Here is a 26,426-nt window from a genome sequence, read left to right as displayed (position 1 = left end):
GCGCTTCCAAGGGTCAAGTGTGCCTGAGGGGAGGAGAGTTGCGCAGAATTTAGTTTCCCCGGTGGCCGGTTCACCGGTCCGGCGCCGGGATCCTCAGCACTCGATGATGTTCACCGCGAGTCCGCCCCGGGCCGTCTCCTTGTACTTGACCGACATGTCCGCGCCGGTCTCCTTCATCGTCTTGATGACCTTGTCCAGGGAGACCTTGTGGCTGCCGTCCCCGCGCAGCGCCATCTTCGCCGCCGTGACCGCCTTCACCGCCGCCATGCCGTTGCGCTCGATGCACGGGATCTGGACCAGGCCGCCGACCGGGTCACAGGTCAGGCCCAGGTTGTGCTCCATGCCGATCTCGGCGGCGTTCTCGACCTGTTCCGCGGAGCCGCCCAGCACCTCGGCGAGGGCGCCCGCCGCCATGGAGCAGGCCGAGCCGACCTCGCCCTGGCAGCCGACCTCGGCGCCGGAGATGGAGGCGTTCTCCTTGAAGAGCATGCCGATCGCGCCGGCCGCGAGGAGGAAACGGACCACGTTCTCGTCCTTCTCCTCCGCCGTCGCGCCGCCCGCCGCGAAGTTCATGTAGTAGTGCAGGACGGCCGGGATGATGCCCGCCGCGCCGTTGGTCGGGGCCGTGACGACGCGGCCGCCTGCCGCGTTCTCCTCGTTCACGGCCATCGCGTACAGCGTGATCCACTCCATCGCGTGGGCCTGCTGGTCGCCCTCGGCGCGCAGCTGGCGCGCCGAGTGGGCCGCGCGGCGGCGGACCTTGAGGCCGCCGGGGAGGATGCCCTCCCGGGACATGCCCCGGGAGACGCACGCCTGCATGACCCGCCAGATCTCCAGCAGCCCGGCGCGGATCTCGTCCTCCGTGCGCCACGCCTTCTCGTTCTCCAGCATCAGCGCGGAGATGGACAGCCCCGTGTCGGCGGAGAGCCGCAGCAGCTCGTCGCCGGTGCGGAAGGGGTACTTCAGCACGGTGTCGTCCGGCTTGATGCGGTCCTCGCCGGGCGCGCCCTCGTCGAGCACGGACTCGTCGACGACGAAGCCGCCGCCCACCGAGTAGTACGTCTTCTCCAGCAGCGGCGCGCCCTCGGCGTCGTACGCGGCGACCGTCATGCCGTTGGCGTGGAACGGCAGGGCCTTGCGGCGGTGCAGCACCAGGTCCCGGTCGGCGTCGAAGGCGATCTCGTGCACGCCGAGCAGACTGAGCCGGCCGGCCGCGCGGATCCGTGCCACCTGCTCGTCGGCGCTCTCCACGTCGACCGTGCGCGGCGAGTCGCCCTCCAGGCCGAGGAGTACGGCCTTCGGGGTGCCGTGGCCGTGCCCGGTCGCGCCGAGCGAGCCGTACAGCTCGCACCGTACGGACGCGGTGTGGGCGAGCAGACCCTCGTTCTTCAGGCGGCGCGCGAACAGGCCCGCCGCGCGCATCGGGCCGACCGTGTGGGAACTGGAGGGGCCGATACCGACCGAGAACAGGTCGAAGACCGAGATGGCCACGGTGGTGACTCCTTACAAGGCGGTCGTACGGCGGAAGGCCGCCGTACGGGGGCGGGGGCACCGCACCGCACCGGCCCGCGGGTGGTGGGCACGATGTGCGCGGTGCCCCGCACAGCAGTCGTTACAGGCCCGGGTAGAGGGGGTGCTTCCCGGCCAGCGCGGTGACCCGGGCGGCCAGCGCCTCACGGTCGAACTCCGGCTTCAGCGCCGCCGCGATGATGTCCGCGACCTCGGTGAAGTCCTCGGCCGTGAAGCCGCGGGTGGCCAGCGCCGGCGTGCCGATCCGCAGGCCCGAGGTGACCATCGGGGGGCGCGGGTCGTTCGGGACGGCGTTGCGGTTGACCGTGATGCCGACCTCGTGGAGCCGGTCCTCGGCCTGCTGGCCGTCCAGCTCGGACTCGCGCAGGTCGACCAGGACCAGGTGGACGTCCGTACCGCCGGAGAGCACGGAGACGCCCGCCTCCGCCACGTCCGGCCGGCCCAGGCGCTCGGCGAGGATCCGGGCGCCGTCCAGGGTGCGCTGCTGGCGCTCCTTGAACTCGTCCGTGGCCGCCACCTTGAAGGAGACCGCCTTGCCCGCGATGACATGCTCCAGCGGGCCGCCCTGCTGGCCGGGGAAGACCGCGGAGTTGATCTTCTTCGCCAGTTCCTTGGTGGAGAGGATCACGCCACCGCGCGGGCCGCCGAGGGTCTTGTGTGTGGTGGTGGTGACGACGTGCGCGTGCGGCACCGGGTTGGGGTGCAGCCCCGCGGCGACCAGACCGGCGAAGTGCGCCATGTCGACCATCAGGTACGCGCCGACCTCGTCCGCGATCCGGCGGAAGGCCGCGAAGTCGAGCTGACGGGGGTACGCGGACCAGCCGGCCACGATCAGCTTCGGGCGGGACTCCTTGGCGAGCCGCTCGACCTCGGCCATGTCGATCTGGCCGGTTTCGCCGTCGACGTGGTACGCGACGACGTTGTACAGCTTGCCGGAGAAGTTGATCTTCATGCCGTGGGTGAGGTGCCCGCCGTGGGCGAGGTTCAGACCCATGATCGTGTCGCCGGGGGAGAGCAGCGCGAACATCGCGGCCGCGTTCGCCTGGGCACCCGAGTGCGGCTGTACGTTCGCGTGCTCGGCGCCGAAGAGCGCCTTCACCCGGTCGATGGCGATCTGCTCGACCACGTCGACGTGCTCGCAGCCGCCGTAGTAGCGGCGGCCGGGGTAGCCCTCGGCGTACTTGTTGGTCAGGACGGAGCCCTGGGCCTCCATGACCGCGACCGGCGCGAAGTTCTCCGAGGCGATCATTTCGAGGGTGGACTGCTGGCGGTGGAGTTCGGCGTCGACAGCGGCGGCGACGTCGGGGTCCAGCTCGTGGAGTGAGGCGTTCAGAAGCGACTTCGAAGACATCACGGTCCCTGGGGTGTCTTGGTGCGGGGTCGTCCGGGTGAGCTGCGTCACGTCAGCCCGAGGTCAGTTGCCGGAGAACGTCGTGTATTCCTCGGCGGTGAGCAGGTCCTCCGGCTCCTCCGTGACGCGTACCTTGAACAGCCAGCCGCCCTCGAAGGGCGCGGAGTTCACCAGTGAGGGGTCGTCGACGACGTCCTGGTTCGTCTCGGTGACCTCGCCGGTCACCGGGGCGTACAGATCGCTGACGGACTTGGTGGACTCCAGCTCTCCGCAGGTCTCGCCCGCGGTCACCGTGTCACCGACCTCGGGAAGCTGGGCGTACACGACATCGCCGAGGGCGTTGGCCGCGTACTCCGTGATACCGACCGTCGACACGCCGTCCTCGGCGGCCGTCAGCCACTCGTGCTCCTTGCTGTAGCGAAGCTGCTGGGGGTTGCTCATGACCTGAATTCTCCTGTACGCGAGGGTGTGGTGCGGAACCGCTGTCTTGCGGACCGAGACGGGACGGGCGCGGAGGGCGTCCGTATCACTTCCGGCGCCTGATCACTTCTGGCGCTTGTAGAACGGCAGCGCCACGACCTCGTACGGCTCGTGGGAGCCGCGGATGTCCACGCCGACCCCGGCCGTACCGGGCGCGGCGTGCGCGGCGTCCACGTACGCCATCGCGATGGGCCGGCCCAGGGTCGGCGACGGGGCGCCCGAGGTGACCTCGCCCACGACGGCGCCGTCGGCGACCACCGGGTACCCGGCGCGCGGGACGCGGCGGCCCTCGGCGATCAGGCCGACCAGCTTGCGCGGCGGGGCGGCCGCGGCGCGCTCGGCGGCCGCCGCCAGCGCCTCGCGGCCGACGAAGGCGCCGCCGTTCGAGGTCTTGTCGAACTTCACGACGCGGCCGAGGCCCGCGTCGAACGGGGTCAGGGCGGTGGACAGCTCGTTCCCGTAGAGCGGCATGCCCGCCTCCAGCCGGAGGGTGTCGCGGCAGGAGAGCCCGCAGGGCACCAGGCCCACGCCCGCGCCGGCCTCGGTGAGCGCCTGCCACAGCCGCTCGGCGTGGCGCGGCTCGACGAAGAGCTCGAAGCCGTCCTCGCCGGTGTAGCCGGTCCGCGCGATCAGGGCGGGGACCCCGGCGACGGTGCCGGGCAGGCCCGCGTAGTACTTGAGCCCGTCCAGGTCGGCGTCGGTCAGCGTCTTCAGGATGCCGGGCGACTCCGGGCCCTGGACGGCCAGCAGGGCGTACGCGTCCCGGTCGTCCCGTACGGCGGCGTCGAACCCGGCGGCGCGGGCGGTGAGCGCGTCCAGGACCGTCCCGGCGTTGGAGGCGTTGGCGACGACCATGTACGTGTCCTCGCCGAGGCGGTAGACGATCAGGTCGTCCAGAATCCCGCCGTCCTCCTGGCAGATCATCGTGTACCGGGCGCGGCCCACGGCCACGGCGCCGATGTTGCCGACGAGCGCGTGGTCGAGGAGACGCCCTGCGTCCGGCCCCGTGACGGTGATCTCGCCCATGTGGGAGAGGTCGAAGAGCCCGGCGCGGGTACGGACCGCGGTGTGCTCGTCGCGCTCACTGCCGTAGCGCAGCGGCATGTCCCAGCCCGCGAAGTCGGTCATGGTCGCGCCCAGCGCGCGGTGCGTGGCGTCGAGGGCGGTACGGCGGGGGGTGCTGCTCGGGGGGACATGGCTCATCGGTGTGGCTCCCAGGGCATGACTACGAGGACGATCCTCCCCATCTGTCATCGGAACCTGAGAGGTTCATCACGACCCCGCGTACTGAGGTCATGACTTGCACCTTGGGTGGGGCCGTGACGACACGGCCCGCTTTTCAGATCTGCCTCGTCCGCGCGGTACGGGGCCTGAGAGATTCAAGGGAGGATCTTGCTCCTTCGGCGCCCGGCGCACAGGGCGACCGGGACTCTCCCGCGCGGATTCAAACGGCCGGTATGGAGTTGGCGGGCACATCATCGCACGGGGCGCGGCGACACGGCGCGGCCGGTCGGCACATCTCCGGTACAGGTGAGAGGCTTGCGGGACATTACCAAGTCTTTACACTTCATGGGCAAGAGACATGGGCAGGCCGGACGGGGCGGCCACCGGCCGGGCCGACCGGACCGACCGGGCCGGCACGGACTGAGCTGACAGGGGGACGGCGATGATCTCGCAGGGGTCCGGCGCGTGTGCCACGACCGCGGGCGTGCCCGTACAGCAGGGGGCGGGCGCGCTCGGTGAGGGACCCGTGGGGGTGGTGCCCCCGCCCGCCGGGCCCGCCGTGCGCGACCTGCGGGGGCTGGGGCCGGGCCGGGGGCCCGAGGGGCTGGTCTTCGGCGCCGGGGACCTGGTGGTCGTCTCCGGGCTGCCCGGCAGCGGCAAGTCCACGCTGATCCGGCGGGCCGCCGGGGGCGGCGGCATCGACTCCCAGGACGCGCGGGACCGCTGGGCGCGGCGGATGCCGTCCGTACTGCCCTACGCCGTCTACCGCCCCCTGGTACGGACGGCGCACTACGCGGGGCTGCGGCGTGTGCTGCGCTCGGGCGCGAGCCCCGTCGTGCACGACTGCGGTACGCAGACATGGGTACGGCGCTGGCTCGCCCGGGAGGCCGTCAGACGCGGGCGCCGGCTGCATCTGCTCGTGCTGGACGTGCCGCCGGAGACCGCCCGCGCGGGCCAGCGGGAGCGCGGCCGGGGCGTCTCGGGGTACGCCTTCGCGCGCCACCGCGGCGCGGTCCGCCGGCTGCTCGCGGCGGTGGCGGCGGGCCGGCTCCCGGAGGGGTGCGCCTCGGTGGTGCTGCTCGACCGGGACGCGGCGGGCGGTCTGGAGCGGATCGCGTTCTTAGACGGACCGGTCCTGGGCTCCGCGCCGGGAACGGAGTGACCCGCGCCACGCTCTATTAGGGTGCTGGGTGCCGCGGCAGGTCCCGGGCGGACCGGGCGCCGGGCGTACTGGGTGGAGGGGTAACACGTGGTGAACACTGCATGGCCGGGGAACGAGCTGGAAGAGGTGCTCACCGCCTCGCTCGGCAACGACGCGGCGGGCGGGCGGCTGGTCGAGGTGCTCGGCCGCAGCGAGATCTGGGTACCGCTGCCCAACGGGGGCGGCCCCGACAGTCCCTCGCTCGATCTGCCGACGGTCGAGATCGACGGCGCACCGTACGTCCCGGTGTTCAGCTCGCACCAGCAGTTCCTCCAGTGCGTCGGCGAGCACATGGCGTTCACCGTCGCGCCGGCCCGTGACTTCGCCCGCGGGCTGCCGCCGCAGCTCGGCATCGCGGTCAACCCCGGTGGTGCGGTCGGTGCGCCGCTGCCGCCGCTCGCCGTCGCCGAGCTGTGCCGGGCGGGACGTACCCCGCTCGACGGGCCGGCCAGCGGGGGCCGGGTCAGGCTCTTCGAGCCGGACTGGCAGGAGGACCCGGTCGACTTCCTCTCCGCCGCCGCGGCCGAGTTCGGCGCGGTGGGCACCGTGGCCACCGCCCGGCGCGCGCTCGCCAGCGTCGAGGGCGAGCCGCCGGTGCTCTTCATCGGCGTCCAGCTCTCCTCCTGGGAGGCCGCCGACCGCAACGCGCCGATGGACGCGCTCGGCCGCGCCCTGGGCCGGGTTCCGGTGGCCTGGCCGGTCAACCTCCTGCTGCTGGACCTGACGCAGGACCCGGTCGGCGAGTGGCTGCTGGCGAAGGTCCGGCCCTTCTACGAGCGCGCGTGACCGGAAGGGTACGACCGGCCGGGGCGGGTATGAGCCGTAGTCGCGGGCACGTCTCCGCTCCGGCCACGGCGCACGCGGCCGGAACCAGGCGCCCCGCACCGCCCCGCCTACGCGGCACGCGCACCCGCCGTCAAGTCGGTGTCAGGCCAGCCGCCTAAGCTGGTTTGATGGCTGGACCGGCGTACCGCCCGCGCGGCGGGCGCGCTCCGCGGGTCACGGGGCACCCGGGTGGCGCCGGGGGAGCGGGACGAATGGTGGATCTAAGAGGGGCGGGACCCAGAGTGAGCGCGTCAGGCACCGCGGCGGCCGGGCAGGTCGAGCACATGCTGCGCCAGGTGACGCCGGGACGGTACGACGCGTACGAGGCGCTCCTCCAGGCCCTCGCCGACGACAGCGTCTGGATGCTGCTCTGGCACGGCAGGGCCGGTTCGCCCGACGCCCAGTACGGCAACATGGAGGTCGACGGGCTGGGTTACGCGCCCTGTGTCACCTCCGCCCATGAGCTGTCCGTCAGCGGCTGGACCCGCGCGCACGAAGTGGTGTCCGGCCGCGATATCGCCCGCGCCCTCTACCCGGACCGCTGGGGCATCTGGCTCAATCCGCACTCCCCCGGCGGCGGCCTCGGTATTCCGTGGCTGGATCTGCGCCGGATCGCCACCGGTCTCGACCGGATGCCCGCGGGCCCGCTGCGGCTCTCCGAGCCCGCCATCCAACTCCCGCAGTTCTACGCCCTGCTCACCCAGAACGCGCACCGCACCCCCGCCGTACGGTCGTTGCGCCGGGCCTGGGTGCAGCCCGCGCTGGGCGCCCCGTACCTGGCGATCGGGCTCGACCTGTACGACACGAGCCCGGCCTCCGTGGACTCCGTACGCGCGATGATGAGTCAGTCGATCGCCGCCGTCCCCGACGGGTTGCCCGTCTCCACGGTCGCGATGTCCGACGAGTACGACCCGGTCACGATGTGGCTGCGGGTCAACTCCCGCCCGTTCTACGACCGGGAGGCGCACGCGGCGCACGCGGCGCCCGTCCAAGCCTCCGGTTACGGCTATCCGCCCCCTGCCTCTCGCGCATACTGAATCCGCCACGGGGGAGACAATAAGTGGGTCAAACATGCCTGTTCTGGTCGAATCTGACGGGGTGATGACCGATGTCGTCCGCTGAGGCGTCAGAGGTGTCCGTATAACGGTAACCCTCTGATCGCATCACGGTTGAGCAACCATTCTCCGATGGGGCTGGCATGTGATCGCGATAGGGCTGAAGACTCCCTCCAGCAGGTGGCATCGGCACGTATGTGCGACAGATGTGTGGGCGACGCGCTGACAGAAGCGGATCTCCCGAACCGGGGGGACCACCATGCGACATCAACGAAGCGAACTGAGCCGCTACAGCGGCGGTCACAGGCCGGCCACCGTCGGCCGAGAGGGGTCTCCAGCGCAATGACGGCACCGATCGAGACCACCGGTCCGGCGGCGAAAGCGCAGCCGGAAGCGGTGCTGGAAGGCGCCGGGGGCAAGCAGATCGAAGGCCGCTCGCTCGGCCGGATCGCCTGGACGCGTTTCAAACGGGACAAGGTCGCCATGGCGGGCGGCGTCATCGTGATCCTGCTGGTCCTTGTCGCCGCACTCTCCAAGCCGATCCAGTCGGTCTTCGGCCTTGACCCCGACGCCTTCAACCAGGACCTCGTCGACCCCGTGCTGCTCGCGCCCAAGGGCAGCTTCGGCGGCATCAGCTGGGACCACCCGCTGGGTGTCGAACCGCAGACGGGCCGGGACATCCTCGCCCGCATCATCGAGGGCTCCTGGGTCTCCCTGGTCGTCGCGGCCGGGTCCACGCTGCTCTCGGTCGTCATCGGTGTCGTGATGGGCGTCGTGGCCGGCTTCTACGGCGGCTGGGTCGACAGCGCCATCAGCCGCATGATGGACACCTTCCTCGCCTTCCCGCTGCTCCTCTTCGCGATCTCCATCTCGGCGTCGCTCCAGGGGCAGGTGTTCGGGCTCGAAGGGCTCTCCCTGCGCATCGCCGTGCTCATCTTCGTGATCGGCTTCTTCAGCTGGCCGTACATCGGCCGCATCGTGCGCGCGCAGACCCTCAGCCTGCGCGAACGGGAGTTCGTGGAGGCGGCCAGATCGCTCGGCGCGCGCGGCCCGTTCATCCTCTTCCGGGAACTGCTGCCCAACCTGATCGCGCCGATCCTCGTCTACTCGACGCTGCTGATCCCCACCAACATCCTCTTCGAGGCTTCCCTGAGCTTCCTCGGCGTCGGTATCGCCCCGCCGCAGTCCTCATGGGGCGGCATGCTGTCCACCGCGGTCGACTTGTACGAGGTCGACCCGATGTTCATGATCATTCCTGGCATGGCGATCTTCATCACCGTGCTCGCCTTCAATCTGCTGGGGGACGGTCTGCGTGACGCACTCGACCCCCGTGGCAAGTAATCGCGGCCCGGCCGCACCATCGATCGAGGGGGCTTTCCTCAGGTGAACAGCAGAAAGACAGCATCGGCCATAGCCGTCACGCTGGCGTTGGCACTCGGTGCGACCGCCTGCGGCAGCGGTGACAGCAAGGACAAGGACGGCAATGGGGGCGGCAGCGCGAAGGCCGATGCCGGACTGAGCAGCATCGTCAACGCCAGCACGAAGAAGGGGGGCACGGTCACGTACGAGCACTCCAGTGGCCCCGACTCCCTGGACCCGGGCAACACGTACTACGGCTGGGTGCAGAACTTCTCCCGCCTGTACGCCCGTTCGCTGGTGACGTTCAAGCCCGCCGCCGGCAAGGAAGGCCTCACGGTCGTCCCCGACCTGGCGACCTCCCTCGGCAAGGGCAGCCCGGACGCCAAGACCTGGACGTACACCCTCCGCAAGGGCATCAAGTTCCAGGACGGCACCGAGATCACCTCCGCGGACGTCAAGTACGCGATCGAGCGCTCCAACTTCGCGCCCGAGGCGATGTCCAACGGCCCGACGTACTTCAAGGCCTACCTGGACGGTGGCGACAAGTACAAGGGTCCGTACAAGGACAAGTCGCCCGAGGGTCTCAAGTCCATCGAGACGCCGGACAAGTACACGATCACCTTCAAGCTGAACAAGCCGTTCGCGGACATGGACTACCTGGCCGCGTTCTCGCAGACGGCCCCGGTCCCGCAGAAGGCAGACACGGGCGCCGAGTACGTTAAGAAGATCGTCTCCTCCGGTCCGTACAAGTTCGACTCGTACAGCGAGAGCCGCGGCGCGACGCTCTCCCGGAACCCCGAGTGGGACCCGGCGACCGACCCGATCCGCAAGGCGCTGCCGGACAAGATCGAGCTGAAGTTCAACGTCAACGCCACGACGATCGACGAGCACCTGCTCAACGACACGATCACCGCGGACATCGGCGGCACCGGTCTGCAGTCGAAGACGCAGCCCAAGGTGCTCGTCAAGGCCGACGAGAAGGCCAAGACGGACAACCCGTACGCGGGTGCGCTCCAGTACCTGGCGATGAACGTCAACGTGAAGCCGTTCGACAACATCGAGTGCCGCAAGGCCGTCCAGTACGCGGTGAACAAGGCCGGTGTGGTCGACTCCATCGGTGGCTCGGTCAAGGGTGACCCCGCCACGACGATGATCCCGCCGTCGGTCGCCGGCTACAAGAAGTTCGACCTGTACCCGACCGAGGGCAACAAGGGTGACGCGGCCAAGGCCAAGGAGCACCTCACCAAGTGCGGTCAGCCGAACGGCTTCAAGACCTCGCTGACGGCGCGCTCCGACCGTCCCGACGAGGTCACGGCGGCGACGCAGATCCAGCAGAGCCTGAAGGCGATCGGTATCACCGCCGACATCAAGCAGTTCCCGTCGGACAAGTACTTCACCGACTTCGCGGGCTCGCCCAAGTGGGTCCACGACAACAAGGCCGGCCTGATGATGATGGCCTGGGGTGCCGACTGGCCCACCGGCTACGGCTTCCTCGACTCGATCGTGAACGGCTCGGCCATCAAGCCGTCCGGTGGCACGAACCTGATGGAGCTGAACGACCCGAAGATCAACAAGGCGCTGACCGACGGCATCGGCACCCTCGACGCCACCGCCCGTGGTGACAAGTGGGCCGAGGTCGACAAGCTGGTGCTGGAGAACGCGTCCGCGGTGCCGCTCTTCTACCGCAAGAACCTGCTCTACCGCCCGGAGTCGGCGACCAACGTCACCGTCGCCGAGTCGTACCTCGGCATGTACGACTACGTGCTGATGGGCTCGTCCAAGTAAGTCCGCAGGACCCTCCGAGCGGGCTCGGAACAGACTCCGAGCCCGCTCGGTCACACATTCAGTAACACCTGTTACATCAATCAGCACCCCCCCGAAAGGCAGGTGAAGGTGCCGGATCGTACGGGCGCACCCCGCCCGGACGCCCCGACACCGCACGGCTGTGGCTGCGTACATCATCCGACGCGTATTCGCCGCGGTGTTGCTGCTGCTGGTGGTCAGCGCAGTCACGTTCGCGATCTTCTTCCTGGTGCCCCGGCTGGGCGGCCAGACGACCGACTCACTGGCCGCCCAGTACGTCGGTAAGGGCGCCGATCCCGACGCCATCGCCGCCATCAAGGCGAACCTGGGGCTGGAGGATCCGCTCTACCTCCAGTACTGGCACTTCATCAAGGCCATCGTGGTCGGCGCCGAGTACAACCTCGGCCCCAACCCCTCGGTGTGCAACGCGCCGTGCTTCGGCTACTCCTTCAAGACCCATGTCGAGGTGTGGCCCGAGATCGTCCAGCGCGTCCCGGTCACCTTCTCGCTCGCCATCGGCGCGGCGGTCATCTGGGTCGTCTCCGGTATCGCCATCGGCGTGCTCTCCGCGCTCAAGCGGGGCTCGATCTTCGACCGTCTGACCATGAGCGTCGCCCTCGCCGGTGTCTCGCTGCCGATGTTCTTCACCGGCCTGGTCTCCCTCGCCCTCTTCAGCTCCCACTGGCAGATCTGGGACGTCGAGTTCGTACCCTTCTCCGAGAACCCCGGGGAATGGGCCTGGAACCTCATCCTCCCCTGGTGCACCCTCGCCTTCCTGTACTCCGCCCTCTACGCGCGGCTCACCCGCGCCGGGATGCTGGAGACCATGGGCGAGGACTACATCAGAACCGCGCGGGCCAAGGGCCTCCAGGAGCGCACGGTGGTCGTCAAGCACGGCCTGCGCGCCGCGCTCACCCCGCTCATCACCATCTTCGGCATGGACTTCGCGCTGCTCCTCGGCGGCGCGGTCATCACCGAGCGCGTCTTCTCCTTCCAGGGAATGGGCGCGTACGCCATCCAGGGCGTGACCAAGAGCGACCTGCCCATCGTGATGGGTGTGACGCTGGTCGCCGCCTTCTTCATCGTTCTCTGCAATCTGCTGGTGGACCTCGTGTACGCCGCGATCGACCCCCGGGTGAGGCTCTCATGAGCGACGTGAGCAAGACGCAGCACGCGAGCGGGGACGACGCGGGTAAGAGCGCGGCGGGTACGGATGCCGGTACGGAGGCCGGTACGGAGGCCGCCGCCGGTGCTCCGGCGGCGAAGGACGCGTTCCTCTCCGTACGGGACCTGCGCATCCACTTCGACACCGACGACGGCCTCGTGAAGTCCGTCGACGGCGTCAGCTTCGACCTCCAGGCCGGCAAGACCCTCGGCATCGTCGGCGAGTCCGGCTCCGGGAAGTCCGTCACCTCGCTCGGCATCATGGGGCTGCACACCTCCGAGCGCGCCCGCATCTCCGGCGAGATCTGGCTGGACGGCGAGGAGCTGATCGGCGCGGGCCCCGAGCGGGTGCGCCGGCTGCGTGGCCACAAGATGTCGATGATCTTCCAGGACCCGCTCTCCGCGCTGCACCCGTACTACAGCATCGGCGCGCAGATCGTGGAGGCGTACCGCGTCCACAACAAGGTCGACAAGAAGACCGCCAAGAAGCGGGCCGTCGAGATGCTCGACCGGGTCGGGATCCCCGAGCCGGCCCGGCGCTACAACGACTACCCGCACCAGTTCTCCGGCGGTATGCGTCAGCGCGCGATGATCGCGATGTCGCTGGTGAACAACCCCGAGCTGCTCATCGCCGACGAGCCGACGACCGCCCTCGACGTGACCGTCCAGGCGCAGATCCTCGACCTCATCCGGGACCTCCAGAAGGAGTTCCACTCGGCGGTCGTCATCATCACCCACGACCTCGGCGTCGTCGCCGAGATCGCGGACGACCTGCTCGTGATGTACGCCGGGCGCTGCATCGAGCGCGGCGCGGCGGAGAAGGTCTTCTACCAGCCGCAGCACCCCTACACCTGGGGGCTGCTGGGCTCGATGCCCCGCATCGACCGCGAGCAGACCGACCGGCTGGTGCCGGTCAAGGGAACCCCGCCCAGCCTGATCAACGTCCCGTCCGGCTGCGCCTTCAACCCGCGCTGCCCGTACGCCGACGTCCCCAAGGACGACCTCACCCGTACGGTCCGTCCCGACCTGCGGGAGATCACCGACGGGCACTTCTCCGCCTGCCACATGTCGCGCGCGGAGCGGGAAAAGATCTGGACCGAAGAGATTGCGCCGAAGCTGTGACTGAGCTGACGAAGAAGATTCCGGAGCAGGTCGCGGCGGACGGGGCCGCCGCGGGCGGTTCCTCGGAGGGCCCGGAGCCGATCCTCAAGGTCACCGGCCTGGTCAAGCACTTCCCGATCACCAAGGGCGTGCTGAAGCGCAAGGTCGGCGCCGTCCAGGCGGTCGACGGGCTCTCCTTCGACGTACGTCCCGGGGAGACCCTGGGCGTCGTCGGCGAGTCCGGCTGCGGCAAGTCGACCATGGGCCGGCTGATCACGCGGCTGCTCGAACCGACCGGTGGCAAGGTCGAGTTCGAGGGCAAGGACATCACCCACATGTCCGCGGGCGCGCTGCGGCCGATGCGCCGCGACATCCAGATGATCTTCCAGGACCCGTATGGCTCGCTGAACCCGCGCCACACCATCGGCGGGATCGTCTCCACCCCCTTCAAGCTCCAGGGCATCGAGCCCGAGGGCGGCGTGAAGAAGGAGGTGCAGCGGCTGCTGGAGCTGGTGGGCCTGAGCCCCGAGCACTACAACCGCTACCCGCACGAGTTCTCCGGCGGACAGCGCCAGCGCATCGGTATCGCGCGGGCGCTGGCCCTCAACCCGAAGCTGGTCGTCGCCGACGAGCCGGTCTCGGCGCTGGACGTGTCGATCCAGGCCCAGGTGGTGAACCTGCTGGACGACCTCCAGGAGGAGCTGGGGCTGACGTACGTGATCATCGCGCACGACCTCTCGGTCATCCGCCATGTCTCGGACCGGATCGCGGTGATGTACCTCGGCAAGATCGTCGAGCTGGCGGACCGCAAGTCGCTGTACGAGTCGCCCAAGCACCCGTACACGAAGGCGCTGCTGTCGGCCGTGCCGGTGCCCGACCCGAGCCGGCGCGGCGGCAAGAGCGACCGCATCCTGCTCAAGGGCGATGTGCCGTCGCCGATCTCGCCCCCGACCGGCTGCCGGTTCCACACCCGCTGCTGGAAGGCGACGGAGGTCTGCAGGACGACGGAGCCGCCGCTGATCCAGCTCGCGCCGGGCCATCAGGCGGCCTGCCACCACCCGGAGAACGCGCCGGACCAGCGTCCGCGGGACACGGTCTCGGTGGCGTCGCGGGAGACGATCGAGCTGGCGGACGTGTCGGACGGCGCGGATGCGTCGGACGTATCGGACGGCGCGGACGTGGCAGACGGTGCGGAGCCGTCGACCGACGCCAAGGCCGAGGCCAAGCCGGAGGCCAAGCCCGACACGTCGACGGAGACCACGCCGGACTCCGGTTCGGACGCCGGCGGCAGCTCCGAGTAGCGACCCGTACGAGGAACATCGAGCACACCTGAGGCCCGGCGGACATCCGCCGGGCCTCAGGTGTACGGGTCGGCTGGCCTCGGCGGTGCGGGTGGGCGGGCCTCGGCGGTGCAGTGCGGCGGGCCTCGGCGATGCGGGTCGGCGGGAGGGGTGGGCCCGATCGGGGGTGTCCGGCGGGAGCGGCACAATGTCCGGGTGCTCCACACCCTCTTCACCCTGTTCACCCCGTCCGTCCAGCACGCGCTCGACCTCGCCGGCATCTTCGTCTTCGCGATCTCCGGCGCCCTGCTCGCCGTACGCAAGAACTTCGACGTCTTCGGCATGGCGGTGCTGGCCGAGATCACCGCGCTGGGCGGCGGGCTGCTCCGTGATCTGATCATCGGGGCGGTCCCGCCCGCCGCCTTCACCGATCTCGGCTACTTCTCCATGCCGCTGGTGGCGACCGCACTGGTCTTCTTCCTCCATCCGCACGTCGAGCGGATCCAGGGCGCCGTCAATGTCTTCGACGCGGCGGGGCTCGGGCTCTTCTGTGTCACCGGGACCGTCAAGGCGTACGAGTACGGGCTCGGCCTCACGTCCTCGGCCGTGCTCGGTCTGGGGACGGCGGTCGGCGGCGGGGTGCTGCGTGACGTGCTCGCCAACGAGGTGCCCTCGCTGCTGCGCTGGGACCGCGACCTCTACGCGGTGCCCGCCATCGTCGGCGCGACGATGGCGGCGCTCTGCATCCGCTTCGACGTGCTCAACGGCCTCACCATGGGGATCGCCGTCCTGACCGCGTTCGTTCTGCGGCTGCTCGCGATGCGCTTCCACTGGCGGGCGCCGCGCGCCTGGAACCGCCGCTCGGCGACGGTGGAGGAGCCCGCGTGACGCCGCCGGGCCGGAGCGCCTCGTGCCGGTAATTTTAAGCTACCGCTTAGTAAATTCATGTTGTACGGTTGCGTTCCATGGCACAGGCATCCATCGGTGACAGCGAGTTCGACCGCGAGACGGCCGTCACCCCCGGCGCTCCGGGCGTCTACGACACGCGGCTCTTTCCGGGCTGGACCGTCATGAACATCGTCAACGGCGGCTATCTGCTGGCCGTCATGGGCCGCGCGCTCGGCGACGCGCTGCCGCACTCCGACCCGTTCGCGGTCTCCGCGCACTACCTCACCCCCTCGGTGCCGGGTCCGGCCGTCGTGCGGACCGAGACCGTCCGCACCGGCCGTACGCTCTCCACCGGCCAGGCCTCCCTCTTCCAGACCGGTGAGGACGGGAGCGAGGTGGAGCGGATCCGGTTCCTCGCCTCGTACGGTGACCTGGACGCCCTCCCCGACGACATACGCACGGCGGCGAAGCCGCCCGAGATGCCACCGCTGGAGCGGTGCGTCAACACCGCCGAAGCGACCCTGCCGGCCGGTGACTTCACCATTCTCGACCGGCTCTCCATGTGGGTCGACCCCGCCACGGTCGGCTGGGCCGTGGGCGAGCCCTCCGGCCGGGGCGAGATGCGCGCCTGGTTCGGACTCGCGGACGGCCGTGCCCCCGACCCGCTCTCGCTGCTCTTCACCGTCGACGCGCTGCCGCCGACCTCCTTCGACCTGGGCCTGCGGGGCTGGACCCCCACGGTCGAGCTGACCGCCCACATCCGCTGCCGCCCGGCGCCGGGGCCGCTCCGGGTCGCCGTCACCACCCGTAACCTGGCCGGCGGCTTCCTGGAGGAGGACGCGGAGGTCTGGGACAGCGCGGACCGGCTGGTGGCCCAGTCCCGCCAACTGGCCCGCGCGCCCCGCGCCTGACGGGTCTCCCGGGACGGCAGGGATTCCCGGTCGGCAGGAACTTCTGGACGGCAGGGATTCCCGGGCGGCAGGGAATCCTGGTCGGGTGAAGTCCGACCGGCTGCTCTCCATCCTCCTGCTGCTCCAGACCCGCGGGCTCCTGGGCCTGGCCTAGTCCCCGGGGCGAAATCGGCCGCCGAGCAGAAAACGGCCGACCGCCGCCGTGAGTTCCGCCGGTGCGTCCTCCTGGACAAGATGGCCGGTATTCGCCAACAGCCGCAGCTCGGCGCCCGGAATCAGCGCCGCCAGTTCCGCCCCCTTCGCAGGGGGGATCCAGGTGTCCTCGGCGCCCCAGCAGATCAGCACAGGAAGCTCCAGCTCCCCGTACCGGCCCTGGATCTCGTCCGTGTACCGCTGGTCGTTCTGCCGGATCTGGCGATAGAACGCGGGTTGGCCCGCCGCCCCGCACCAGTCGTCGACCAGCCGTTCCAGGACCGGGGCGGCCAGCCCCTGATGGCTCGCGGAGGAGACGTACTCCCGCACCAGCGCCCGGTGCAGCGCGGGCGGCAGCTGGGTGAAGACATCGCTGTGCGCGCCGAGCAGCCGGTACGCCGGCGAACCCCAGGGTGCCAGCGCCACCGGATCGACCAGCGCCAGTCGTTCGTACGCGGCGCCGTGCAGGAGGTGGGCGCGCAGGGCCACGCACCCGCCGAAGTCATGGGCGACGACGGCCGGCGGACGACCGGGGCCGCCGCTCAGGCCCCAGTGGTCGAGGAGTTCGGTGAAGACCCGGGCCTGGGCGTCCAGCGACACGTCCTGTCCCGCGCCCTTCTCCGAAGCTCCGTACCCCGGCATGTCCCAGACGAGGACGCGGTGGTCCGGCGCGAGGGCGCGGGCGACGGCGCGCCAGACGTACGAGGAGAACGGTGTTCCGTGCAGCAGTACGACGGGCGGCAGGCCGGGCGAGCCGAGTTGGGCCCAGCGAACCTCGCCGGACGAGCTGGGAAACGTACGGTCGAGGATCCACTCTGTCATGACCGTAACGCTAAACACTCGTGACGGTGGCGGGCAAGCCCCGGTTGCCCGTGGGCCCCGGCCGCTCCCACCCGGCCGGCTCCGGTCGACCCCGGTAGGTCCTGGCCGCTTCTGGCCGGTCCTGGCCGGTCCCCGGTGACCCCGCGCCATACCGGATGCGTCCGCGCCCGTCCGCGCTCGTAGAATCGAGCCCACCATGGCTTACCTCGACCACGCCGCGACCACTCCGATGCTGCCGGAGGCGATCGAGGCGATGACCGCCCAGTTCGGCCTCGCCGGCAACGCCTCCTCGCTCCACGCCGCCGGGCGCCGGGCCCGCCGTACCGTCGAGGAGGCCCGTGAGACGTTCGCGGAGGCCCTCGGCGCGCGCCCCAGCGAGGTGGTCTTCACCTCGGGCGGCACGGAGGCCGACAACCTCGCCGTGAAGGGGCTGTACTGGTCCCGCCGCGACGGCGACCCGGCCAGGACCAGGGTGCTCGCCAGCCCCGTGGAGCACCACGCCGTCCTCGACGCCCTCGAATGGCTCGGCGAACACGAGGGCGCCACCGTCGAATACCTCCCCGTCGACTCCTACGGGCGGGTGTCGCCCGAAGCGCTGCGCGCGGCCATCGAACGGAACCCGCTCGATGTCGCCCTCGCCACCGTCATGTGGGCGAACAACGAGATCGGGACGATCCTGCCGGTCCCGGAACTGGCCCGGGTGGCGGCGGAGTTCGATGTTCCGCTGCACTCGGACGCGGTCCAGGCCTTCGGCCAGACCGAGCTGGACTTCGGTGCCTCCGGTCTCGCCGCGATGACCGTCTCCAGCCACAAGATCGGCGGCCCTTACGGCATCGGCGCCCTGCTGCTCGGCCGGGAGTACACCCCGGTGCCCGTGCTGCACGGCGGCGGCCAGGAGCGCCATGTCCGCTCCGGCACCCTCGACGTGCCCGCCGTCGCCGCCTTCGCGGTAGCGGGCCGGCTCGCCGCCGAACGGCGCGAGGAGTTCGTCCGCGAGATCGGCGCCCTGCGGGACGAACTGATCACGGCCGTACGGGCCGCCGTCCCCGACGCGGTCCTCGGCGGCGACCCCCACCGCCGCCTCGCCGCCAACGCGCACTTCAGCTTCCCCGGCTGCGAGGGCGACTCCCTGCTCCTGCTGCTCGACGCCCAGGGCATCGAGTGCTCGACCGGCTCCGCCTGCACCGCGGGCGTGGCCCAGCCGAGCCATGTCCTGCTGGCCACCGGCAGCGACCCGGACCTGGCCAGGGGCACCCTGCGGTTCTCCCTCGGTCACACCTCCACGGCGGCGGACGTCGAGGCGGTCGCCCGGGCCATCGGCCCGGCGGTCGACCGCGCGCGCAACGCCGGCCTGAGCTGACGGCTCAGGCCCCCCGCGCGGCGACCGACGCCGACGGCGAGGGCCCGACCGGCTCCGCCTCCCGTACCAGCTTCAGATAGCGGGGCCAGTCCCAGTGCGGCCCGGGGTCCGTGTGGTCCGTCCCGGGGACCTCGACATGCCCGATGATGTGCTCGCGGTCGACGGGTATCTCGTATCGTCGGCATATGTCGGCCGTCAGCCGCGCCGACGAGCGGTACATCGCGTCCGTGAACGACTCGGGCTTGTCCACGAAGCCCTCGTGCTCGATACCGATCGAGCGTTCGTTGTAGCTCCTGTTCCCCGCGTGGTACGCCACGTCCAGCTCGCGGATCATCTGCGCGACCTGTCCGTCCTCCCCGACCACGTAGTGCGACGCCGCGCCGTGCCCGGGGTCCTGGAAGACCTTCAGCGCCACCTCGTAGCTGCCCTGGACGACATGGACGACCACCCGGTCGATGCGGAAGTCGTCGGGCCGGTCGGCCCGGCGCCAGTTCGCAGACGAGGCCGCCACCCACTCCGACGGGGCGTAATCCAGCTCACCCTCCTTGCGGGGCTTCGCGACCCCCGGAACCTGCCACCAGAACCGCGCCAGCTCGTTCCGCGCCAGCACGCCCCCGCCGACCACGGCCGCCGCGCCGCCGATCAGCACCGCCCTGCGGCCGATCTTCTTCCTGTCCGAGGACGCGGGCGCCCGGCGGCTGCCCCTCGCGCCGCGGCCGGCCGTACCCTGCTCGTTCTCGTCCATATGATCGTGAACGCATATCCGCGCGACTGTGGTTCCCCCGGGCCGTACCCTGGTTGGGCTATGACTCAGAATTCCCAGCGTTCCCTGCGCGTACTCGCCGCCATGTCGGGCGGCGTGGACTCCGCCGTCGCCGCCGCCCGCGCCGCCGAGGCGGGCCACGACGTCACCGGCGTGCACCTCGCGCTCTCCGCCAACCCGCAGTCCTTCCGTACCGGCGCGCGCGGCTGCTGCACCATCGAGGACTCCCGGGACGCGCGCCGTGCCGCCGATGTGATCGGCATCCCGTTCTACGTGTGGGATCTCGCGGAACGCTTCCGCGAGGACGTGGTCGAGGACTTCGTCGCGGAGTACGAGGCGGGCCGCACCCCCAACCCGTGCCTGCGCTGCAACGAGAAGATCAAGTTCGCGGCGCTGCTGGACAAGGCGCTCGCCCTGGGGTTCGACGCGGTGTGCACGGGCCATTACGCGACGGTCGTCACCGCCCCCGACGGCTCCCGCGAGCTGCACCGGGCCAGCGACATGGCCAAGGACCAGTCGTACGTCCTGGGTGTGCTGGACGAGCGGCAGCTCGCCCACGCGATGTTCCCCCTCGGCGACACGCTCACCACCAAGGACGAGATCCGCGCCGAGGCGGAGCGCCGGGGCCTGGCCGTGGCGAAGAAGCCCGACAGCCACGACATCTGCTTCATCGCGGACGGCGACACCCAGGGCTTCCTCGCGGACCGCCTGGGCCGGGCCGAGGGCGACATCGTCGACGAGTCCGGTACGAAGATCGGCAGCCACGACGGCGCGTTCGGCTTCACCATCGGCCAGCGCAAGGGCCTGCGCATCGGCCACCCGGCCGCCGACGGCAAGCCGCGCTACGTCCTGGACATCTCCCCGGTCGACAACCGCGTCACGGTCGGCCCCGCCGCCTCCCTCGACGTCACCGCCCTGACGGCCCTCAAGCCCCGCTGGTGCGGCACCGCCCCCGCCGGTCCCGGCGCCTACACGGCCCAGCTCCGCGCCCACGGCGGCGAGACCCCGGTGACGGCCGAGCTGATCGACGGCACCCTCCACGTCCGCTTCGCCGAACCGGTCCGCGGGGTCGCCCCCGGCCAGGCGATCGTCCTGTACGACGGCGCCCGCGTCGTGGGCTCGGCGACGATCGCGACGACGGAACGCCGCAGGGGGGCGCTGGCGGGCTGACGCCCGCCGGGGGCCGTAGGCGGCCCGGACGTCGGCCTCAGCGCATGTACGGCGGCGGCCACTCCCGTTCCCACGCGGCGGACACAGTGATCACGGCCCCTCCGCGAGGACGCTCGACCACGGCCCCGGACTCGTACTCGTCCGGCGTCAGAGCCAGCATCGCGTCGCCGCCCTGAGCCGCGACCTCCTCGGGCGGTGCCTCGAAACGCCAACCGCGTTCGGTCAGCTTGCGCACCAGCCGCTGATAGGCGCGCTCGGCGACAGAAGCGTCCTCACAGGTGTACGTCCACTGATGCTGTCCCACACAGGAGCCGTCCTGGCTCCGGACGTACACGTAAGGCTTTTCCTCGGAGGGCCAGCCGCCGATGAGGCCGTCCAGAACCTGGCTGGAGACGTCCCTCACGCCGCTGAGGGCCTGCTGCCGCACCTTCAGCTCGGCCTTGGTCGTGGGGGTGGGAAGGCCGAGGTCTTTTGAGACAGGGGCCTTGACCTCGTCGGGCTCCTTGTCCCAGAAGCAGGGGGAGGTGACGCCCACGCTGAGCTGGCCGCCGACGCCCATGGCCACCTGCATGAGGAAGTCGTCCGGCTTGCTGCGCAGGTTGGCGCCGACGGCCCTGCGCTCGTAGTCCGGTGCGGCATCGACGGTGTGACCGGCGGCTTTCCAGTTCTCGAAGACCTGGCGAACGATGTCCTTGCCCTGGTCGAGAGGGATGTCCCGCATCCAGTAGCCACGTGTCAGCGTGACACGGTCTTCTGACCCACCGTCACTCGGGTCCAGACAGGGCTTCACGCCTCCCCCGAGGGGCTCCAGACGCGGTACAGGATTTACGCCATGCACTGCTTGCTGAATCAAATCATCGGCTGTGCGTTCGGCTTGCCCCATATCCATGGGAGTGCCTCCATCTTCATTGGCAGATCCGTTCGATGTCTGAGAGGACGGGGAGCCCCCTCCTCCGGTGCTGCAGCCCGCCAGTAGAAGAAAAGCCAGGACGAGGCCGGTCAGTAGGCGCCTACTATTCACTCTGAACGTGCCCCGCTCGTCGGATATTCCCCATTTGCTATGAGGCCCATATTTCTTAGAGATTCGGAATATTCGTCCCAGTAGAGACTGTGTGCAGAGAAGGGTGGAAGCTTATTTCCGTCCTGAACTCCGAATGAATTTCCGCCGAATTCCTGCGAGGTTGGATCGGTGCCGAAGGGTCGGTGACCCCAGTCGCGAGGGTCCCAGAACGTGCGAGTCGGAAGTTGCGCTACGAGGTCATTCTTTGCCTTGCCCGCCCATACCGCCTCCGGGGGAAGATTGAGGTCGCGAGCGTGATCCACGCCGACTCCAGGGCTGCCGATGAAGATGACGGCATCGGCGGGTGGGGTCTCGTCACCCGCCAGCATTTTGCCCGTGACGAGAGATCCGTAGCTGTGGCCGATCACGGTATCGTTCGCGGGCGGACCCTGATGGGATGCTTGCAAGCCGTCCAAGAAATCATTGAGAACGGGCGCTCCGGCGTTGGCGCGATTCTCGCTCGCGACGGAAATTGGGCCCTGTGGTGCGTCGTAGCCGAGCCACATGAGTGAGGCATATTTCGTTCCCTGGGCTCCATGTTTGGAGGATTCGAGGTAGAAATTCTCGGCCCGAACAATATCCTTGCCGATTCCTTCAAGGTCGGTATTCATTCCGGGAACATATGTAGTGATGTTATCGGCGGTGTCAGGGTTCCCCACGGAGACAATGGCATGTCCTTCTTTCTCGGTGTCCACGCCGAGGAGATAGAGCTCCGGTAGATCTTTTTGCCCAGCTGTGTCGAGGTGATCCTGCACCGATCTGAGCCCCTTCAGGTCCTCGTCGATCGCCTTGATCCGCCGCGTGGCCTTCTGGTACCCGTACCGGTCGTAATGGCCCATTCTGTCCTTCTGGCTCACCAGTGCGGCGCGCTCCAGCTCCAGGTCCGCCGTGGTGGTCCGCAGTACGGTGCGGTTCGCCTCGTCCCGTACCTCCGCCGGCAGCCCGTCGAGAGCGCCGATGCTCGCCGGGTAGAGCGTGGCGAATTCATCGCGCTGTTCCTGTGGCAGTTGCCGCCACCAATCAGCGTTCTCCGCCGGGCTTTTGTCCTTAGGGATGTCCTTGGCGTCGGCGTAGTCTCCGGCGGCTTTGCGTACGGCACCGATGTCCTTCGCCGCGTCCGCCCACATCCGGGCGGTGACCTCCAGTCCGTCGGCAGCCTTGAGCTTGGAGAGCGCTTCGGAGTAGCGAGAATGGATTTCGGCAGCTTCGCCTACGGCCGTCGCGAGCAACTCGGCGATCTCCTCCGCCTTGCCCTTGTTGGCGTCTCCCCCTCCCTCGCCTTTCCCGGGCAGGAGCGGGATCGGAGCGCCGGGCCGGGCGGTTCCCGCGCCGGGAGCGTTGGGAGCGGGAGCCAGTGGAGAAGGCGGGTATTCGACCGAGCCGTCGGGCTTGACCGTGAAGCCGAGGGACTCGGCGTTTTCGAGGGCCTGCTTCACCTTGCGCTGCGGGCCGGCGAGTTCAGAGGCGAAGCCGTTCAGTGCGGTACGGATCAACCCGCATTCGGTATGGAGGTACTGGAAATTTCGGCTGAGCCGCCCGAGGTCCTTCAGCGCCGCCTTGGCGGCTTTGCCCCGCTGCGACTTCTGAAGTGTGGCGATCATCTCCTGATCGACCCGGTCCATGGCCACGCTCGCTCGCGCGCTGACCTTGCCCCAGCCGTCGGCCGCCTGCTCGTACTCGTTCCGCTTGATGTCGCGCACGTGTTGCCACGTCAACACGCCCGGCTCACCTGCCCTCTTCGGGCGGCTTGGGAATGAGCCGCTGGAACGAATCCTTGACCTCGGTGTTGGTCTCCCCGAAATCCCGTCCGACCGCTTTCAGCGCCCCGTCAAGCCGGGAACACTCGTTGCGCACGTTGCCGAGCCGCTTGTCCCATCCCTTGTGTACTTCTGCCAGAATGGCGCCGATCGTGAACCCTTCCAGGCCCCAGGTGACCCCGTCGTGCGCAAGATCCAGATCGCTGCGAGCTGTTCCGGTCGTCGTGTGCAGTTCGGCGGCAACCCCTGCGGCCGTCGTCCAAGGAGCCGCGTCCTGCTGAAGATCGGCCTCTCCGCCCGCATCGCCGGGGCCAGCCGAGGCGAGCCGTGTCTGCGCCTTCGGCTCGGCCGGTCCGAAGAGTTCTTCCCACTGTGGGCTCAACGTCATGAGCCTGCCCCCCCATGAAGCACGTTGACAACAGCGCGAGTTGCGATCGCGAAGTTATCACGCGGGCTGTCAAGAGCGGAGTGGCCGAGGAGGGCGCGGCGGCTGTCAGGTCTGGATAGGGTCGAACCGCCCGGCCCGCACTGCGGATATCAGCGTCTGGAAGGCGGCCTGGCCCATTGTGGTGATCCGGGTGGGACGGGTGCTGTCGCGGAGGGCGACGGTGTTCGGCCCTGTGACGGCGATTTCGACGCAGTTGTTGCCGCCATCGCCCGAGAACGAAGACTTCACCCAGCGCAACTCTGATACGTGGGACACCTCTCACAACTCCTTGGCAATGGAACGGATGAACTCCCTCGACTTCGAAGGAGTCAACGCCACCTGTTCGGCCAAGTCCAGTCGCGTACGGAAGTTGGCGAGCTGAGTCGGTGAGTCGATGAACACCGCGCCGGTAGGCGTGTCCATCTGAACTGTGTCCAGGTGTGGATTGGATGCCTCGGCGTACAGGAGCGAGGTGTCCAGCAGGGCGAAGCCTCCTGCGGTGAACGGGATCACTCTCAGAGTGACGTTGGGGCGCTCGCTGGAGTCCAAGAGGTGCCGTAGCTGCGTGCGCGCAGTGTCTCGGCTGCCGAGGCGCATCCTCAGTGCGGCCTCGTGGATGACACCGACGTAGAAGACGGCATCGTCCCTCGTGATCACTGACTGCCTCGCCAAGCGGTGCGCTACCCGGAGTTCCACTTCCAGACGCGGCAGGGGGGGAACGGGGAGTTCGAAGGTCGCCCGTGCGTGATCCTCGGTCTGGAAGAGGCCGGGCAGGTGTGCGGTCTGGACTGTGCGCAGCCGCACCGCGTCGTGTTCAAGTTCGGACACGTCCAGAAAACCGGGTGGGATCTTGCCTCGGTACTCGTCCCACCAGCCGCTCCTTCGCCCACCGGTCATTTCCGCCAGGCAGTTGACCAGGTCTGTGTCGTCGCACTCGTAGATGCTGGCCAGACGGCGTAGGCGCTCTTCGCTGATGCCGAAGCGTCCGGCTTCGATGTTGGAGATCATCGTGCGGTCCGAGCCCAGCAGTTCGGCGGCCATCGGGCCGGACATACCTGCTGCGTCCCGGAGTCGCCGCAGTTCGGCTCCGAATCGACGTTGGCGAATGGTGGGTGCTTGTCGTGGTGCCATGCCGTCCTCTTCTCGGTCAGCGCACAGTCTGCCGACGGCGCGGTAGCCGGATCCACCGGAAGCGCGAATAAAACTCGTTCGGGTGAAGTGGGTAGCACGGGTTTTAGGTGATGCCTTACTGTCTGGAATTGCTCACTCGCTCAACGTCATAGGAAGCGCACCGGGTTGGACCTGCCCCAGCACAACTGGCAGGCGCGGTCCAGGCATTGCCACCGCCGACGCCACGACATCACGCACCCAGGAGGTGTCCCGTGAATCCGGAACCCCACCCCCAACTCCACCCGATCCCCATCCCGTTCAACGAGCCCTGGCAGTACGAACTCGGCTTCCCCTGCGACCCGCGCGGGCCCCGGATCGCCCGTACGACGCTGCGGGCCGTCCTCACCGCCCATGGGCTCACCGAACTCATGTACCGGGCGGAGCTGCTGGCGTCCGAGCTGACGACCAACTCCGTACGGCACACCAAGGGGCCCGCTTCGCTCCGGCTGCACTGGTTGTGCCCCGTACTGCGCGTCAGTGTGTGGGACATGAGCCCGGATCTCCCCGAGCGTTCGGGGGTGGGCAGTCGCGGTGGCGGGGAGAGCGAGGGCGGGCGCGGGCTCGTGATGCTCGACCTGGTCGCCGATCGGTGGGGCGGTTGCGCCGTGGGGGAGGGGCCGTACGGGGCCGGGGGCAAGACCATCTGGTTCGAACTCGCCCTGGACGGCGGGCCGCCCCCTCTCGGTGGTGTGACCGCCCTCGCGGCCTGAGCGCTGAGCGGCCGGGCGGGGCCCTACGCCGCGAAGAACTCCTCCAGGACCGGTGCCAGTACATGCGGGGCCACCTCGTGGGTCTGGCCCGTCAGGGTGCGGTGCCGACCGCGCGGGAGGGCGCGGGCCGCCGCGCGGGCGGCGTCGCGGACGACCGGGGGGCTCGCGCCGCCGTCCACGATCATCGCGCGGGTGGTGACCGCAGAGAGGCGGCGGACCGGGATCAGCCCCTCGCCCAGCACCTGGTCGTCGTAGGCGAGGGTGTGCGCCACCGCCGCCAGGTCCGGCCACAGCGGGGAGCGGCGCATCACCTCGATCGTCGCCGGATGCAGCTCCATGGCCGACAGGAACAGCTCCACCGCCGCGTCCCGCTCACCGCGCGCCAGCAGCTCCGTGAGGCGCTCCGTGTACGCGGCCCTCGCCCGCAGGGCGGCCGGATCGGTCGCGTACGGCGGTTCGTACACCGCGAACTGGGTGACCGGCAGCCCCGCCGCCACCGCCTCCAGGACCAGCGCGCCGCCCGAGGCGACGCCGTACAGCGCCGCGCTGCCGCCCGCCACCGCGAGGAGCGCCGCGAGGTCCTCGACCTCACGCTCCACGGCGTACGGGGCCCGGTCGCCGCTGGCGCCCCGGCCGCGCCGGTCGTAGGTGATCGTCGTGAAGCGCGGCGCGAGCAGCCGGGCCAGTGGCGCCTCCGACTCCGCCGTACTGAACGCGCCGCCCACCAGAATCACCGGCGGTCCCTCGCCCGACCGCCGGTAAGCGATCGGGGTGCCGTCCCCCGACTTCACCTTGCACACGTTGTCCATGGAGAGTCAGACCG

25 protein-coding genes and 1 riboswitch are annotated in these 26,426 nt (G+C 69.7%); of the genes, 13 read left to right on the top strand and 12 right to left on the bottom strand.

The window, feature by feature from the left end; all coding sequences use genetic code 11:
• Positions 1 to 93: 93 nt before the first annotated feature.
• The 4 genes from AB0P17_RS19330 to gcvT all read right to left on the bottom strand — a co-directional run bounded on the left by AB0P17_RS19330 (position 94) and on the right by gcvT (position 4,564).
• On the bottom strand, positions 94 to 1,491 hold the full coding sequence (locus AB0P17_RS19330; protein WP_365812459.1) for an L-serine ammonia-lyase: 1,398 nt from the start codon (positions 1,489 to 1,491) through the stop codon (positions 94 to 96).
• 121 nt (positions 1,492 to 1,612) lie between these two features.
• Entirely contained in the window at positions 1,613 to 2,881 is a 1,269-nt protein-coding gene (gene glyA / locus AB0P17_RS19325; protein ID WP_365812457.1) for a serine hydroxymethyltransferase, read from the bottom strand.
• Between the two features lie 63 nt (positions 2,882 to 2,944).
• Complete coding sequence (gene gcvH, locus AB0P17_RS19320; RefSeq protein WP_365812455.1) at positions 2,945 to 3,322, bottom strand: glycine cleavage system protein GcvH; 378 nt, start codon at positions 3,320 to 3,322, stop codon at positions 2,945 to 2,947.
• A 102-nt stretch (positions 3,323 to 3,424) separates the two neighbouring features.
• Positions 3,425 to 4,564: a glycine cleavage system aminomethyltransferase GcvT gene (gcvT, locus tag AB0P17_RS19315; RefSeq protein ID WP_365812452.1), complete on the bottom strand. Its 1,140-nt coding sequence runs from the start codon at positions 4,562 to 4,564 to the stop codon at positions 3,425 to 3,427.
• A gap of 146 nt (positions 4,565 to 4,710) precedes the next feature.
• Positions 4,711 to 4,808: riboswitch (glycine riboswitch) on the bottom strand.
• Between the two features lie 219 nt (positions 4,809 to 5,027).
• Here gcvT and AB0P17_RS19310 point away from each other — a divergent pair.
• The 10 genes from AB0P17_RS19310 (at position 5,028) to AB0P17_RS19265 (ending at position 16,172) form a co-directional block, all read left to right on the top strand.
• Positions 5,028 to 5,747: an AAA family ATPase gene (locus tag AB0P17_RS19310; RefSeq protein ID WP_365812450.1), complete on the top strand. Its 720-nt coding sequence runs from the start codon at positions 5,028 to 5,030 to the stop codon at positions 5,745 to 5,747.
• Positions 5,748 to 5,837: 90 nt separating this feature from the next.
• Complete coding sequence (locus AB0P17_RS19305) at positions 5,838 to 6,572, top strand: enhanced serine sensitivity protein SseB (protein WP_365812498.1); 735 nt, start codon at positions 5,838 to 5,840, stop codon at positions 6,570 to 6,572.
• A gap of 281 nt (positions 6,573 to 6,853) precedes the next feature.
• Positions 6,854 to 7,648 (top strand): enhanced serine sensitivity protein SseB C-terminal domain-containing protein, encoded by a 795-nt coding sequence (locus AB0P17_RS19300; RefSeq protein ID WP_365812448.1) that lies wholly within the window; start codon positions 6,854 to 6,856, stop codon positions 7,646 to 7,648.
• A 360-nt stretch (positions 7,649 to 8,008) separates the two neighbouring features.
• On the top strand, positions 8,009 to 9,007 hold the full coding sequence (locus AB0P17_RS19295; protein ID WP_365812446.1) for an ABC transporter permease: 999 nt from the start codon (positions 8,009 to 8,011) through the stop codon (positions 9,005 to 9,007).
• Between the two features lie 42 nt (positions 9,008 to 9,049).
• Complete coding sequence (locus tag AB0P17_RS19290) at positions 9,050 to 10,810, top strand: ABC transporter substrate-binding protein (RefSeq protein ID WP_365812445.1); 1,761 nt, start codon at positions 9,050 to 9,052, stop codon at positions 10,808 to 10,810.
• Positions 10,811 to 10,970: 160 nt separating this feature from the next.
• Positions 10,971 to 11,978: an ABC transporter permease gene (locus tag AB0P17_RS19285; protein WP_365812443.1), complete on the top strand. Its 1,008-nt coding sequence runs from the start codon at positions 10,971 to 10,973 to the stop codon at positions 11,976 to 11,978.
• Entirely contained in the window at positions 11,975 to 13,114 is a 1,140-nt protein-coding gene (locus AB0P17_RS19280; RefSeq protein ID WP_365812441.1) for an ABC transporter ATP-binding protein, read from the top strand. The genes AB0P17_RS19285 and AB0P17_RS19280 overlap by 4 nt, the downstream gene beginning before the upstream one ends.
• A 17-nt stretch (positions 13,115 to 13,131) precedes the next feature.
• Positions 13,132 to 14,394, top strand: a complete 1,263-nt coding sequence (locus AB0P17_RS19275) for a dipeptide ABC transporter ATP-binding protein (protein WP_365812496.1) — start codon at positions 13,132 to 13,134, stop codon at positions 14,392 to 14,394.
• A 216-nt stretch (positions 14,395 to 14,610) separates the two neighbouring features.
• Positions 14,611 to 15,261: a trimeric intracellular cation channel family protein gene (locus AB0P17_RS19270; RefSeq protein WP_365812494.1), complete on the top strand. Its 651-nt coding sequence runs from the start codon at positions 14,611 to 14,613 to the stop codon at positions 15,259 to 15,261.
• Positions 15,262 to 15,338: 77 nt separating this feature from the next.
• Positions 15,339 to 16,172, top strand: a complete 834-nt coding sequence (locus AB0P17_RS19265; protein ID WP_365812439.1) for a thioesterase family protein — start codon at positions 15,339 to 15,341, stop codon at positions 16,170 to 16,172.
• A 150-nt stretch (positions 16,173 to 16,322) separates the two neighbouring features.
• Here the strand turns inward: AB0P17_RS19265 and AB0P17_RS19260 are convergent, their stop codons facing one another.
• On the bottom strand, positions 16,323 to 17,186 hold the full coding sequence (locus AB0P17_RS19260; RefSeq protein ID WP_365812437.1) for an alpha/beta hydrolase: 864 nt from the start codon (positions 17,184 to 17,186) through the stop codon (positions 16,323 to 16,325).
• Positions 17,187 to 17,382: 196 nt separating this feature from the next.
• On the opposite strand from AB0P17_RS19260, the gene AB0P17_RS19255 reads away from it, so the two are divergent.
• A complete protein-coding gene (locus AB0P17_RS19255) occupies positions 17,383 to 18,546 on the top strand; it encodes a cysteine desulfurase family protein (protein ID WP_365812435.1) in 1,164 nt (387 codons plus the stop codon).
• Positions 18,547 to 18,550: 4 nt separating this feature from the next.
• On the opposite strand, the gene AB0P17_RS19250 is transcribed toward AB0P17_RS19255, so the two are convergent.
• Positions 18,551 to 19,291 carry a peptidoglycan recognition family protein gene (locus tag AB0P17_RS19250; RefSeq protein ID WP_365812433.1) on the bottom strand — a complete coding sequence of 247 codons (741 nt, stop codon included), beginning with the start codon at positions 19,289 to 19,291 and terminating at the stop codon, positions 18,551 to 18,553.
• 60 nt (positions 19,292 to 19,351) lie between these two features.
• On the opposite strand from AB0P17_RS19250, the gene mnmA reads away from it, so the two are divergent.
• A complete protein-coding gene (gene mnmA / locus AB0P17_RS19245; protein ID WP_365812431.1) occupies positions 19,352 to 20,479 on the top strand; it encodes a tRNA 2-thiouridine(34) synthase MnmA in 1,128 nt (375 codons plus the stop codon).
• 37 nt (positions 20,480 to 20,516) lie between these two features.
• Here mnmA and AB0P17_RS19240 read toward each other — a convergent pair whose 3' ends face one another.
• The 5 genes from AB0P17_RS19240 to AB0P17_RS19220 form a co-directional block, all read right to left on the bottom strand.
• On the bottom strand, positions 20,517 to 21,200 hold the full coding sequence (locus AB0P17_RS19240; RefSeq protein WP_365812429.1) for a hypothetical protein: 684 nt from the start codon (positions 21,198 to 21,200) through the stop codon (positions 20,517 to 20,519).
• Positions 21,201 to 21,496: 296 nt separating this feature from the next.
• The gene (locus tag AB0P17_RS19235; RefSeq protein WP_365812427.1) at positions 21,497 to 23,239 is read right to left on the bottom strand and encodes an alpha/beta hydrolase; all 1,743 of its coding nucleotides are present in this window, start codon (positions 23,237 to 23,239) and stop codon (positions 21,497 to 21,499) included.
• A 25-nt stretch (positions 23,240 to 23,264) separates the two neighbouring features.
• Positions 23,265 to 23,684 (bottom strand): hypothetical protein, encoded by a 420-nt coding sequence (locus AB0P17_RS19230; protein ID WP_365812425.1) that lies wholly within the window; start codon positions 23,682 to 23,684, stop codon positions 23,265 to 23,267.
• 105 nt (positions 23,685 to 23,789) lie between these two features.
• Positions 23,790 to 23,999, bottom strand: coding sequence for a DUF397 domain-containing protein (locus tag AB0P17_RS19225; RefSeq protein WP_365812423.1), 210 nt, complete (start codon positions 23,997 to 23,999; stop codon positions 23,790 to 23,792).
• Positions 24,000 to 24,002: 3 nt separating this feature from the next.
• Positions 24,003 to 24,854: a helix-turn-helix transcriptional regulator gene (locus AB0P17_RS19220; RefSeq protein WP_365812421.1), complete on the bottom strand. Its 852-nt coding sequence runs from the start codon at positions 24,852 to 24,854 to the stop codon at positions 24,003 to 24,005.
• A 251-nt stretch (positions 24,855 to 25,105) separates the two neighbouring features.
• Between AB0P17_RS19220 and AB0P17_RS19215 the strand changes: the two genes are divergently transcribed.
• Complete coding sequence (locus AB0P17_RS19215; protein ID WP_365812419.1) at positions 25,106 to 25,603, top strand: ATP-binding protein; 498 nt, start codon at positions 25,106 to 25,108, stop codon at positions 25,601 to 25,603.
• Between the two features lie 23 nt (positions 25,604 to 25,626).
• Here AB0P17_RS19215 and AB0P17_RS19210 read toward each other — a convergent pair whose 3' ends face one another.
• Positions 25,627 to 26,403 carry an alpha/beta fold hydrolase gene (locus AB0P17_RS19210; RefSeq protein ID WP_365812417.1) on the bottom strand — a complete coding sequence of 259 codons (777 nt, stop codon included), beginning with the start codon at positions 26,401 to 26,403 and terminating at the stop codon, positions 25,627 to 25,629.
• Between the last annotated feature and the right edge of the window lie 23 nt (positions 26,404 to 26,426).

The sequence above is a fragment of the Streptomyces sp. NPDC088124 genome (assembly GCF_040685895.1).
Lineage (GTDB): Bacteria > Actinomycetota > Actinomycetes > Streptomycetales > Streptomycetaceae > Streptomyces.
Note: the sequence above shows the minus strand (reverse complement) of the source record. Positions and strands in the feature narration are given on the sequence as shown.

Bases quoted from the DNA above. Each gene is read 5' to 3' on its own strand.
- AB0P17_RS19255 (WP_365812435.1), top strand. From the start codon at position 17,383: ATGGCTTACCTCGACCACGCCGCGACCACTCCGATGCTGCCGGAGGCG.
- gcvH (WP_365812455.1), bottom strand. From the start codon at position 3,322: ATGAGCAACCCCCAGCAGCTTCGCTACAGCAAGGAGCACGAGTGGCTG.
- glyA (WP_365812457.1), bottom strand. From the start codon at position 2,881: ATGTCTTCGAAGTCGCTTCTGAACGCCTCACTCCACGAGCTGGACCCC.
- AB0P17_RS19310 (WP_365812450.1), top strand. From the start codon at position 5,028: ATGATCTCGCAGGGGTCCGGCGCGTGTGCCACGACCGCGGGCGTGCCC.
- AB0P17_RS19295 (WP_365812446.1), top strand. From the start codon at position 8,009: ATGACGGCACCGATCGAGACCACCGGTCCGGCGGCGAAAGCGCAGCCG.
- AB0P17_RS19220 (WP_365812421.1), bottom strand. From the start codon at position 24,854: ATGGCACCACGACAAGCACCCACCATTCGCCAACGTCGATTCGGAGCC.
- AB0P17_RS19265 (WP_365812439.1), top strand. From the start codon at position 15,339: ATGGCACAGGCATCCATCGGTGACAGCGAGTTCGACCGCGAGACGGCC.
- AB0P17_RS19230 (WP_365812425.1), bottom strand. From the start codon at position 23,684: ATGACGTTGAGCCCACAGTGGGAAGAACTCTTCGGACCGGCCGAGCCG.
- AB0P17_RS19250 (WP_365812433.1), bottom strand. From the start codon at position 19,291: ATGGACGAGAACGAGCAGGGTACGGCCGGCCGCGGCGCGAGGGGCAGC.
- mnmA (WP_365812431.1), top strand. From the start codon at position 19,352: ATGACTCAGAATTCCCAGCGTTCCCTGCGCGTACTCGCCGCCATGTCG.
- AB0P17_RS19280 (WP_365812441.1), top strand. From the start codon at position 11,975: ATGAGCGACGTGAGCAAGACGCAGCACGCGAGCGGGGACGACGCGGGT.
- AB0P17_RS19240 (WP_365812429.1), bottom strand. From the start codon at position 21,200: ATGCGGGACATCCCTCTCGACCAGGGCAAGGACATCGTTCGCCAGGTC.
- gcvT (WP_365812452.1), bottom strand. From the start codon at position 4,564: ATGAGCCATGTCCCCCCGAGCAGCACCCCCCGCCGTACCGCCCTCGAC.
- AB0P17_RS19260 (WP_365812437.1), bottom strand. From the start codon at position 17,186: ATGACAGAGTGGATCCTCGACCGTACGTTTCCCAGCTCGTCCGGCGAG.